Raw genomic sequence first — 11,474 nt, forward strand, 5'->3', positions numbered from 1 at the left:
GCCTTGGAACTTCAAACACTGACAAGTCGCCCCGTGGGTTCATGGGGCGGATACGTAAAAACGCTGATTGACGAATGAATATTTGTACCGTGAATTGGCATTTCAGATTAGCTAAACTAATCATTCACCTCAAAGTGGTGTAATCTGGGATCAGCAATCGATTGTCATCGTAAAGTATTATGATGAACCTAATGTCATTGCCAGTGATAGGGCTTTACCGAGCGCTTAAAAAAACGCAAAATGCCCCAGTTCTTTTTACTTAAATTTGATCTTATGACACACCAATACCCAGACATCATCGACATTTTCAATCAAACCTTTTTCGAGAGCTTCAATACTAAGCTAGAACTGGGAGCGGACGAGCCTATTTACCTGCCAGCCGATGAGGAGATTCCTCATCACCGTATCGTATTTGCTCGCGGCTTTTATGCTTCAGCACTTCACGAGATAGCGCACTGGTGTGTGGCTGGTCCTGAGCGTCGCTTATTGGAAGATTTTGGTTACTGGTATGAGCCTGATGGCCGAACTGAGTCGGTTCAAGCTGAGTTTGAAAAAGTGGAAATTCGCCCACAAGCGTATGAGTGGATCATTGCGACCAGCGCAGGCTTTCCTTTTAATGTTAGCTGTGACAATCTACACGGCGATTTTGAGCCAGATCGTTTGGCCTTTATGAATAAAGTACACAGCGAAGTCATGGGTATCTTTGAAGCTGGTCTGCCGCCTCGCGTGAAAATGCTCTCTGAAGCATTACGCAGCTTCTATGATGTTGCGCCTTTATGTACTAGCCAATTTATTGTGAAATAAGAGAATATTATGATTATCGAATTTGAAGAAAAACTACTTGAATTAATTGATGCTCGCATTGAAAACGCATCAGATGATGAACTGTTTGCTGGTGGTTACTTACGTGGTCATATTTCTCTTTCAGTAGCTTCATGTGAAGAAGACGGCATTGAAGACGTAGCAGAAGTTAAATTGCGTATTGAGAAGAGCCTAGAAGACGCACGTTCTGAATTGACGCCAGCCGATCGTACGATCGTTAATGACCTTTGGGTTGAGCTGCAAAACCAAGCTTAATTTTAGTCGTTTAGCATTATTCGTCTAGCGCTATTCGCTCACAATTCTCCCTCCTCATTTTTGAGCGAACCAATAATTTGAGACTCATTCGAATTTTTTGAATGAGTCCGTTCAATCCTTGTGATGGTTCCATTTTCTGACTACGTTATTCTAATCCCACTTAACGGAATCGCAGAAAAGGTCACATCATGAAAGTTATCGCATTCGGCGCAAGCACCAGCTCTACCTCTATCAACAAAACTCTAGCAACTTACGCAGCTAACTTGATTGAAGGTGCTGAAGTCAAAGTTCTAAACATCAACGATTACAACGTTCCTATGTTCAGTGAAGACACTGAAAAAGAGATTGGTCAAGCGGAAGGTGCTCAAGCATTCTTACGTGACCTAGCAGAAGCTGACGCATTTGTTATCTCTTTCTCTGAGCACAACGGCCACTACCCAGCGGCGTACAAAAACCTATTTGACTGGGCGACACGCATTGAGCGTTCAGTATTTGGCGAGAAACCTGCGGTTTACTTAGCGACATCACCAGGCCCTGGTGGCGCACAAACAGTACTTGGCGCAGCAACGGGTTCGGCTCCGTACTTTGGTGGTAACGTTAAAGCATCGCTTTCAGTGCCTAGCTTCTACGATAACTTTGATTTTGAGTCCGGTGCTATCAGCAACGAAGAGATCGCCCAACAGATTAAAGACGCGGTTGCTAAGCTGTAAATACTGCTCCGTTTAGAACATCAGTTTAGGTCAACACGAACAACAAAAAGCCCGAGTGACATAATGTCGATCGGGCTTTCTAGCTTTTAGCCTTTAGTTTTAGATATTTCTGATATTCAGAAACTTCAGATGTTCAGAATAGCTGAACTAGAAACTATGAATTTGATTTAGAGTGCTTGTCTGCAACCCATCCAGCCGTTAATGCTTTGCCTTTACGCAGTCTGCGCACCCACATTCTGCTTGGGTGAATCGCCTCAAGCACATCGACAGGTAAGGGAAGCGGATCGCCACAAATTTGCGATGCTAACACTTCAGCTAATAATGGCGCAGAGCTCAAGCCACGTGAGCCTAGCCCGATAAAGCAGTATAGGTTAGGGAAGCTTGCTACCGTTTGAATATCATCAACAGAGTGACGTTGCGGGTTGAAGTTATGCAGGTCTTGGTACTGTTCTTTGATTGATTCAAAATCGCCAACGTTTCCGACAAACGGAAGGTGGTCACGGCTTACGCTGCGGATACCTTGGCGCGCTAAATTGTCACTGGTGTCGACATCTTTTGTCCATGCTTGATCTGGTAGCGACCCATGTAGGCGCTCACCATTATGTTGTTGAACCTCAATATCAAATTCTTGGTCGATATTGGTTTTATCGTAATTCGCTCCAATACAGTGGTGACCATTATTTGGATTTTGTGGCGTTAAGTAACCATCAAAACACAATACCGTTTTTAACTGGCTGAGATTTTCTGTGCTCGGGATATGGCTCACTTGCCCTTTAACTGGCGTCAGAGGTACGGGGCGAGTTTGTTCAAACTGAGTGAATTTGTGTCCGTTCGCGACAACTACTTGGTCGTGCTTGGTTTGAATCTCACCTTGAGGTGTCTCAAGTGTCAGCAACCATTGCTGTTCTGTTTCTAACCATTCAAGTTGCGTTACTTGATGTTGATAGTGCGCGCTCACTTGGTTGGTCTCTTCTAACCTGCCAATCAAACCTTGAGTCAATTGGAAAGGGCTTAACCAACCTCCCAGTGGAAAGTAGACACTCTCTTTATCGACTGGTAAGCCAATCTTTTCGTTGGCTTGCTCTGGCGTTAAACGCTGAATCAGATCTGTGTGGAAATTGCCTTCTAACATGCGATTGAGCTTTTTAGTGGAGCCTTCATCCCACATCAAAATGTTCACGCCACACCAGCTGTAATCAAATTGGACAGACTGAGCCGCTTGATTCATAAATTGGCGAGCAAACAGTAACCCTGGACCAAACACGCGAGACACGTTCGATGTCGCTTCGCTGAGTAGCGGATAAATGGCACCTTGATTGTTGCCAGAGGCGTTGCCCGCAGCTTGTTGATGTTCACAATAAAGGGTGATGTTTTTACCACGTCGGCTTAGCGTTTTGGCTAATGCAGCACTGGCGACACCACCACCAATGATCGCAATGTCTTGTGATTCACTGTGCTCTGAAAGGCCATACCAAGGTTTAATGTTGGTGTGAGCGTGCTTCTCACTAAGTCGTCCGGCAATCATTTCCCGCTTAGTACCAAAGCCTTTAACTTTTTTCATCGCAAAGCCAGCTTCGATTAAACCGCGGCGAACAAAACCGGCAGCGGTAAACGTTGCACAGCTGCAATCTTGTTTTGCCAGTTTGGCCATTCCGTTGAATAGGTTTTGATTCCACATTTCAGGGTTTTTGCTTGGAGCAAAGCCATCTAAGAACCACGCATCGACTAAACCTTTGCGAGGGGTCGGCACGTTTGGCATACAATCCTTAATATCACCAAACCACAAATCAAGCGTGATAGCACCATCGCCTAACACAATGCGGTGACATTCGGGCAGGGCAATCGGGTAGTGTTCTTGGAGTTGTGTCGCATACTCCGCTAATTCTGGCCACGATTGGTGCGCTTTGATTAGATCATCTTTATTTAAAGGATATTTTTCAAAACTGATGAAATGTAACTCTTTGGTCATAGCTTGTGGGTTATCTTTAAGAAAAGCATCGAACCATTGCCAGACTGCGAGAAAGTTTAAACCTGTACCAAAACCGGTTTCAGCAATCACAAAACGGCGTTGTTGATGTTCAACCCAACGCTCTGGAAGGTGGTTTTGTTTTAAAAAGACGTAGCGAGTTTCTTCTAAACCGTTAACATTAGAGAAGTAAACGTCGTCAAATTGGTCTGAAACTGGCGTGCCAGACTCATTCCATTCCAGCTCTGCATTAGTAATTGAAGTCATAAAATCTATCATTTTGTGATTTGAAGCGATATGTTGGTAGGGATTGTACGAATTTCTAGGAAAGCTGACCACTTTTGTTAGGCTTCTTAGTTATCATCTAGCTGAATTTAGAATTATAGGAATGTCACATGAAACGAGTCGTAATCACCGGTATGGGTATTGTTTCAAGTATCGGTAACAACGTCGAAGAAGTTTTAGCATCACTGAAAGAGGGTAAATCAGGTATTACCGCTTCAGAGCAGTTCAAGGAAAATGGCTTGCGCTCTCAAGTATGGGGTAACCTAAAAATGAACCCTGCTGACCATATCGATCGCAAAAAAATGCGCTTTATGGGTGATGCAGCGGCATTCGCTTATCTTTCAATGGAGCAAGCAATTGCTGACTCTGGTTTAACTGAAGATCAAGTATCTAATGACCGCACGGGTATCGTAGCGGGTTCAGGTGGTGCTTCATCTCTAAACCAAGTAAACGCAGTAGACATCATCCGTGAAAAAGGCGTGAAGCGCGTTGGCCCATACATGGTTCCACGTACAATGGCTTCTACGGTTTCTGCTTGTCTAGCAACACCTTTCAAAATCCGTGGTGTGAACTACTCTATGAGTTCTGCATGTGCAACATCTGCACACTGTATCGGTCACGCAATGGAGCTTATCCAACTTGGTAAGCAAGACGTAGTATTCGCTGGTGGCGGCGAAGAACTGGATTGGTCTCTGACTATGATGTTCGACGCAATGGGCGCACTTTCTACTAAGTACAACGACACGCCAGAATTGGCTTCTCGTACTTACGATGCTGACCGTGACGGTTTCGTTATCTCTGGTGGCGGCGGCATGCTAGTTATCGAAGAACTTGAGCACGCTGTTGCTCGTGGCGCAAAAATCTACGGCGAGATCGTGGGTTACGGCGCGACTTCAGATGGCTACGACATGGTTGCTCCTTCTGGCGAAGGCGCGGTTCGTTGTATGAAGATGGCAATGCAAAACGTTGATGGCGTTGACTACGTGAACACTCACGGTACTTCAACTCCTGTTGGTGACGTTAAAGAACTTGGTGCAATCCAAGAAGTCTTTGGCGGCAATAGCCCAGCAATCTCAGCAACTAAAGCGATGACAGGTCACGCTCTAGGTGCGGCTGGTGTACACGAAGCAATTTACTCAACGCTAATGCTTGATAACGGCTTCATCGCACCAAGCATTAACGTTGCAAACCTAGACGAAGCGGGCGAAGGCCTAGACATCGTAACCGAAGCTCGTGAACAAGAGCTAACAACGGTTATGTCTAACAGCTTTGGTTTCGGCGGTACGAACGCAACGCTAGTAATCAAAAAATACCAAGGCTAATTGAAGCTAAGGTTAAATTAATAAAAGGTTAATCGTTAGTGGGTGATGTGAGTGCTGATTCAACACGCACAGGTCACCCAGTAATCATGACCATCAGAACATAGCTTTTATAAATATGGTTTTAAGCGTGTTTTTTAACCCTAGCTTTGTAAGCTTCGCTTTAGAAAATAGCTTTTTAAATCAAGATTTAGAAGTTGAAAGGTTTCCAGAGCTTGATCAGTACTGGCTTTGGTTAGTACTGGTTGAACAGACGCAAGACTCTGTCTCCTGGAGAGCGAGATAGGATCCTTTTGTTCTGGATGTTTGCCCGATTGTTTATTCAATCGGGCATTTTTCGTTTTAGTCTTCTGACTTTTGCTTTTTGATTTTAGGTCTTGGTTCTTATTTCTGTTCTTGTTTGTGCAGACTAGGCGATTCAGCCCTTTATTTATAATGTATTCCAATTGCGACTCGACACCGTGTGTGGAATTTTGCACAATCATTTCAATTCACATTTAGGTCGATAGACCCCAACAAAAGTACTCGCCAAATGAAAATCTTAATCGATGAAAATATGCCTTATGCTGAAGCGCTTTTTAGCCAGCTAGGTGAAGTGACAATGAAGTCCGGTCGAACGCTAACCGCTGACGATCTTGTTGACGTAGATGCCCTGATGATTCGTTCGGTGACCAAGGTCAATGAAGCGCTGATCAGCAAAGCGAACAAGCTTAAGTTTGTTGGAACCGCAACAGCTGGTATGGATCACGTTGACCAAGAATTGATGAAAGAGCGTGGCATTTTCTTCACCGCAGCCCCAGGCTGTAACAAGGTGGGTGTGGCTGAGTACGCGTTCAGCGCGATGATGGTGTTGGCTCAGCAGCAAGGTTTCTCTGTATTCGAAAAAACGGTCGGTATTATCGGCTGTGGCCAAGTGGGTAGCTATTTAGCAAAGTGCCTTGAAGGTATTGGTATTAAAGTTCTGCTGAACGATCCTCTAAAACAGCAAGAGGGTGATACTCGCGAATTTACTGAGCTAGATACTCTGCTTGAGCAGTCAGACGTTATTACATTGCATACGCCAATCACTAAGACGGGTGAGTTCCCAACGCATCATTTGATCAATGAGCAAGTACTGAACAATTTACGTGCTGACCAAATTCTGATTAATGCGGCTCGTGGCCCAGTTGTTGATAACCAAGCGTTAAAAGCTCGCTTGCAAAAAGCCGATGGTTTCACTGCCGTTCTTGATGTGTTTGAGTTTGAACCTGAAGTCGACTTTGAACTTCTTCCGTTGCTCGCTTTTGCAACACCTCACGTAGCGGGCTACGGTTTAGAGGGTAAAGCGCGTGGTACTACGATGATCTTCAACAGTTATTGTGAGTTTTTAGGTACTGAACAGCGTGCTTATGCAAGCGACCTTCTGCCGACAGCGCCAGTGCCTCAAATGAAATTAGATAGAGCTTGGGATGAAGCAACACTGCACAATTTGACTCAGTTGATCTATGATGTGCGCAAAGACGACGCCTTATTCCGTCGCAATATCTCTACGCCGGGTTCTTTTGACAAGATGCGTAAAGAATATTGGGACCGCAGAGAGTACAGTGCAGTCGAGTTAACGGGCGACGAATCTTGTAATTTAACGCCGTTATCTAAACTCGGTTTTATGGTAAAGCCAACTTTATAAAAGAGAGAAACAATGAGCCAAGAATTTAATATTGCTATTTTAGGTGCGACTGGTGCGGTTGGTGAAACCATTCTTGAAGTACTTAAAGAGCGTAAATTCCCTGTCGGTGAAATGCACTTACTAGCAAGTGAACGTAGTGAAGGCAAAACTTCCCGTTTTAACGGCAAAACAATACAAGTACAAAATGTAGAAGACTTCGACTGGTCTCAAGTACATATTGCGTTTTTCTCTGCAGGTAGCGAGCTTTCAGAACGTTGGGCTCCAATCGCCGCTGACGAAGGTGTGGTTGTTATCGATAACACCTCACGTTTCCGTTACGAATACGATGTTCCTCTGGTTGTGCCTGAAGTGAATCCTGAAGCGATTGCTGAGTTCCGTAACCGCAACATCATTGCGAACCCGAACTGTTCTACTATTCAGATGGTAGTAGCACTTAAACCGATTCACGATGAAGTGGGCCTTGAGCGTATTAACGTTTCAACTTACCAATCTGTGTCTGGTGCAGGTAAGCCGGGTATCGATGAGCTAGCAGGTCAAACGGCTAAGCTTCTTAACGGTATGCCAGCTGACAAGTCAGCGTTCTCACAGCAGATCGCGTTCAACTGTATTCCTCAAATCGATGAATTTACAGAGAACGGCTACACTCGTGAAGAAATGAAGATGGTTTGGGAAACTCAAAAGATCTTTGCTGATTCATCAATCACGGTTAACCCGACTTGTGTTCGTGTTCCTGTGTTCTATGGTCACGCTGAATCTCTACACATTGAAACTCGCGCGCCAATCGGTGCTGAGCAAGTTATTCAGCTTCTAGAGAACACGGAAGGCGTTGAAGTTTTCCAAGCTCTAGATTTTCCAACTCAGGTTCGTGATGCTGGTGGTAAAGACCACGTAATGGTTGGTCGTATTCGTAACGACATCAGCCATCACAGCGGTGTGAACATGTGGGTTGTCGCTGATAACGTTCGTAAAGGCGCAGCAACAAACGCAGTTCAAATCGCGGAAGTTCTGATTCGCGATTACTTCTAAGCTTCACTGCTTTGATAAACAAGCCTCACTCTTTTAGTGGGGCTTTTTTAATCGATTGAAAATATTGTTAGTTAAATTGTGTGAAATTGCTGCGAATATTGTCGCTGCAACACATTTTTTGTTTTCATCTCTATAGCTTTACGTCGTTTATCCGATATATTTAACAGTTCATCAATTTATTCGAATTTAAGCACCTAGCTGAGCCTTTTATGTTTCAATTTTTCAAGCCGTGGTTAATGCCTTTTGCCATTCTCATGGCGACTCAGATTTCCGTTGTTCGTGCAGATTCCATTCGAGTTGTAGGGCCTAATGGCCAGATACAATCAGCGCCTACGTTTTCCGAACCTCTTCAAAGAGCACAATTGAATCGTGCTGGGCCTTCTCGTTTTTACGGCCCAACTTTGGGGTCGGAAACATTGTGGTCAATTGCCTCAAAGTTACGCCCTGATAATTCCGTTTCAGTTCAGCAAACCTTGTTGGCTATTTATCGTCTAAATCCACAAGCGTTTGAAAACCAGAATATCCACAGCTTGCTGCCTGCCAGTAATTTACGAGTGCCTTCTTTAGAGCAAGCACGTGCAAGTTCTACACAGCAAGCCGTTAACATCATGAATGCGCACCTTGCTAAGCTCGATGCTCCTGCAAGTAAGCCTGTCGCTTCAAAACCAAAAGCGTCGAGTTCTGATGCAAAAAATGTTGCTCCTGCTAAGCAAGTAAGCACAGCTGAAGCCGCTAAAAAGCCATTGTCTCCAACTCAATCATCTCCAGCTCAATCAGCTCCAACCCAAGAGATGAACAAGCTAGAGAAACAGCTAGAGCTTTCAGAAACTGAGCTATTGTCACTTGAAGAGAAAAACCATCAACTTCGTCTGATGTTGTCGAATGTTCAATTGGAAGTAGATGAGCTAAAAACAGAACTTAGTGATGAAGACCGCATTCGTAGCGAAGTGGAAAAGCTGCTTGATGAAGAGCGTAGAAAGAACGCTGAGATTGCAAAAATGGCTCCAAGTGCCATGGATCAATTGTTATCAAATGGTTGGTTAGTTACTGCTCTTGCGGTTATTCCAGGTCTGCTACTTGGTCTTATCATAGTGATCTTGTTGGGGCGCCGTTCTAAAAATGATGATCAGCCGACACAAAACCAACCAATTCAATCAGATGTAAGTAGCGTCGCGCCTATCGCTTTAGGCGATGAGATGGACGACTTTGATAATGAATTGTCTTTAGACGATGAACAATTTGGCAATGAAGATGATGCTGATAAGTTATTTGATGACCAAGCATCGCCTGAAGAAGATGTATTTGCAGGTTTAGATGATTCTGATCTCGATTTTAATCTCGATGATGACGATGACGACCCATTTGCGAGTATTGGCGAAAATGGTGACTTAGACACTAACTTCGATGATCTGGAGTTAGACAGCAGCAACGGCATTAGTGTCAATGGCGATGACAAGGCGCTTGGTCTTGAAGAGATGGAGCGCGCACTTGATAAAACATCAGAAAGCGAACTCGGTTCTGATGAGGCCGACTTTGATCTTTCAGATGATAACTCAATGTCGAATGAAGATATTGAATCGCTACTATCACAGGATTCTGAGACTGAAGACCTAGGCTCTAACGAACTAGACCAATCTCTATTAGACGATCTATTTGCGCTTGATGATGAAGATGATGATAGCTTCGATATTGATGCTTTAATCTCAGAAGAGCAAAGTGATTCGATTTCTAATACCGACACATCAGCAACCGATGATTTTGACATTGATGCGCTTATCTCTGAGCAACAGAGCGATACTGCACCTGCGGGTGTGAGCAACGATGAATTTGATATCGATTCGTTGATCTCAGAGCAGCAGACGTCACAACCTTCGGCTCCTAGTGTAGAAGATGATATTGATGACATCTTCGCTCAGGTTGCGGCTCAGAACGATCAAGTCAATGAGCCAATGAATCTCGATAATGATGACGAGGTTGCTGAGAATCTAAACAGCGCTTTGGCGTCTGATGATGATATCGATAACATCCTTTCTCAGTTTGATCTGCCAACCGAAAGTGAAGAAACTCAAGGCAGTGTCGACCTGCTCGATGAGCAATTGACAGGGGATGATGTTGATCTCAGTAATTCAACAGATCTCCTAGATGATATGTTGGAAGATGAATCGGATGATGAGTCTGAGAGTGATCCTCTAGGTTTTGACTCATTATCTGAACTCGAAGAACTCTCAGGCTTGTCGACCGATGATGAGCTAGATATTTCGGAAGACAGTACTGAAACCTTGGATGAGTTGATTGATGATTCTGATGATGACTTTGAACTCGATGCCGAGAGCACAGACTTACTAGATGATTTTCTAGACGATGACGCCAATGATGCTCAACTTACCGTCGAAGGTGACGAGACGTTAGATGAACTGCTAGGTAATGAGCTATCAGTCGGTGAAACCGATGAACAAGATTCAGAATCTTTAGACCCATTTGATGATCTACTGACAAGTGGCATTGAAGACGAGCTTGAACCTGAAGAGAAGGCGTTTGATAAAGAGTTAGACGAAGCCTTTGGTTTTGACAACGCCAGCGATGAGTCCGAAAAGGATTCAGAGGTCGAACTTACTCCGTTAACCTCAGAAACACCTGAAGCTGAGTCTGAGCAAGCATCGGACATTAGTGCAACACCACAAGCTGAAGTCATTAGTGATGAATCGTTAGATTCGGAAGTGATTCAAGACAGTGCAGACGTTAAGCCAGAAAATAATGAAGCCTTTAATCGTGATGACTTTATCGATGATTTGTTCGGTGTCGCACCGGCAACAGATGCTTTACTTGATGACTCGCTAGAAACAACAGACGAAGCATTGATTGATGAGTTAATGACTTCTGATGACAATGATTTATTGCCAGCGACAGAAGAGCCTGTTGAGTCATTAATTGAAAATACGGTTGAACCAGAGCAAGCGTCTCTTTCAGCCAGCAATGAAGTGTCAGCGGAAAAAATAGTATCCGCTGAAGAAACCGCATCATCGGTTGAAGATGATGAACTGGATATCGACTCACTGCTCTCTGAGAATTCTGATTTTGACAAACCAGTTTTTGAAGAGCGAGTTCAAGAAGAAACTGTACAACAAGAAGCAGAACCAGAGCCGAAAGAAGCCGACGCCCAAGAACAGCGTGAAGAGATCGCTGCTAGTTATGAAGAGCAAGTATCGCCATCGTCTTTAAATGATATCTCTGAAGATGATGAAGAGACGGTTGAAGACTGGTTAGCCGAAGCTATAGACGATGTAGAGTCGCCTGCGAATGTTGCCTCTGATTTTGACTTTGAACCGAAAATCCAAGGTAGCGATCAGTTTGAAGATGTCGTTGAATCCTTGCCAGAGCCAGAGCCAGAGCCAGAGCCAGAGCCAGAGCCAGAGCCAGAGCCAGAG

The 11,474-nt window shown here is 44.3% G+C and carries 9 protein-coding genes; 7 read left to right on the forward strand and 2 right to left on the reverse strand.

Annotated elements, in window-relative coordinates; all coding sequences use genetic code 11:
- Positions 1-273: 273 nt before the first annotated feature.
- The 3 genes from AB6D07_RS21605 to AB6D07_RS21615 all read left to right on the forward strand — a co-directional run bounded on the left by AB6D07_RS21605 (position 274) and on the right by AB6D07_RS21615 (position 1,787).
- On the forward strand, positions 274-804 hold the full coding sequence (locus AB6D07_RS21605) for an elongation factor P hydroxylase (RefSeq protein WP_012603480.1): 531 nt from the start codon (positions 274-276) through the stop codon (positions 802-804).
- Positions 805-813: 9 nt separating this feature from the next.
- Complete coding sequence (locus tag AB6D07_RS21610) at positions 814-1,077, forward strand: YfcL family protein (RefSeq protein ID WP_009848738.1); 264 nt, start codon at positions 814-816, stop codon at positions 1,075-1,077.
- Between the two features lie 188 nt (positions 1,078-1,265).
- Positions 1,266-1,787: an NADPH-dependent FMN reductase gene (locus AB6D07_RS21615; RefSeq protein ID WP_017104027.1), complete on the forward strand. Its 522-nt coding sequence runs from the start codon at positions 1,266-1,268 to the stop codon at positions 1,785-1,787.
- Between the two features lie 154 nt (positions 1,788-1,941).
- Here AB6D07_RS21615 and mnmC read toward each other — a convergent pair whose 3' ends face one another.
- Positions 1,942-4,092, reverse strand: coding sequence for a bifunctional tRNA (5-methylaminomethyl-2-thiouridine)(34)-methyltransferase MnmD/FAD-dependent 5-carboxymethylaminomethyl-2-thiouridine(34) oxidoreductase MnmC (gene mnmC, locus AB6D07_RS21620; protein WP_017104028.1), 2,151 nt, complete (start codon positions 4,090-4,092; stop codon positions 1,942-1,944).
- A 56-nt stretch (positions 4,093-4,148) separates the two neighbouring features.
- Here mnmC and fabB point away from each other — a divergent pair, with 56 nt between their 5' ends.
- Complete coding sequence (fabB, locus tag AB6D07_RS21625) at positions 4,149-5,360, forward strand: beta-ketoacyl-ACP synthase I (RefSeq protein ID WP_009848735.1); 1,212 nt, start codon at positions 4,149-4,151, stop codon at positions 5,358-5,360.
- Between the two features lie 140 nt (positions 5,361-5,500).
- Here the strand turns inward: fabB and AB6D07_RS21630 are convergent, their stop codons facing one another.
- Positions 5,501-5,842 carry a hypothetical protein gene (locus tag AB6D07_RS21630; protein ID WP_017104029.1) on the reverse strand — a complete coding sequence of 114 codons (342 nt, stop codon included), beginning with the start codon at positions 5,840-5,842 and terminating at the stop codon, positions 5,501-5,503.
- 47 nt (positions 5,843-5,889) lie between these two features.
- Here AB6D07_RS21630 and AB6D07_RS21635 point away from each other — a divergent pair, with 47 nt between their 5' ends.
- The 3 genes from AB6D07_RS21635 to AB6D07_RS21645 form a co-directional block, all read left to right on the forward strand.
- Positions 5,890-7,023: a 4-phosphoerythronate dehydrogenase gene (locus AB6D07_RS21635; RefSeq protein WP_017104030.1), complete on the forward strand. Its 1,134-nt coding sequence runs from the start codon at positions 5,890-5,892 to the stop codon at positions 7,021-7,023.
- Between the two features lie 12 nt (positions 7,024-7,035).
- Entirely contained in the window at positions 7,036-8,049 is a 1,014-nt protein-coding gene (locus AB6D07_RS21640; protein ID WP_012603484.1) for an aspartate-semialdehyde dehydrogenase, read from the forward strand.
- 209 nt (positions 8,050-8,258) lie between these two features.
- Positions 8,259-11,474 (forward strand): FimV/HubP family polar landmark protein (locus AB6D07_RS21645; protein WP_372140749.1); only part of this gene is annotated, 3,216 nt, incomplete at its 3' end.

The sequence above is a fragment of the Vibrio sp. 10N.239.312.C11 genome, assembly GCF_041466065.1.
Classification (GTDB): Bacteria; Pseudomonadota; Gammaproteobacteria; order Enterobacterales; family Vibrionaceae; genus Vibrio; species Vibrio tasmaniensis_A.

Excerpts from the sequence above, each read along its gene's own strand:
- AB6D07_RS21605 (WP_012603480.1), top strand. The coding sequence starts at position 274 with ATGACACACCAATACCCAGACATCATCGACATTTTCAATCAAACCTTT.
- AB6D07_RS21615 (WP_017104027.1), top strand. The coding sequence starts at position 1,266 with ATGAAAGTTATCGCATTCGGCGCAAGCACCAGCTCTACCTCTATCAAC.
- AB6D07_RS21610 (WP_009848738.1), top strand. The coding sequence starts at position 814 with ATGATTATCGAATTTGAAGAAAAACTACTTGAATTAATTGATGCTCGC.
- AB6D07_RS21630 (WP_017104029.1), bottom strand. The coding sequence starts at position 5,842 with ATGATTGTGCAAAATTCCACACACGGTGTCGAGTCGCAATTGGAATAC.
- fabB (WP_009848735.1), top strand. The coding sequence starts at position 4,149 with ATGAAACGAGTCGTAATCACCGGTATGGGTATTGTTTCAAGTATCGGT.
- AB6D07_RS21640 (WP_012603484.1), top strand. The coding sequence starts at position 7,036 with ATGAGCCAAGAATTTAATATTGCTATTTTAGGTGCGACTGGTGCGGTT.
- AB6D07_RS21635 (WP_017104030.1), top strand. The coding sequence starts at position 5,890 with ATGAAAATCTTAATCGATGAAAATATGCCTTATGCTGAAGCGCTTTTT.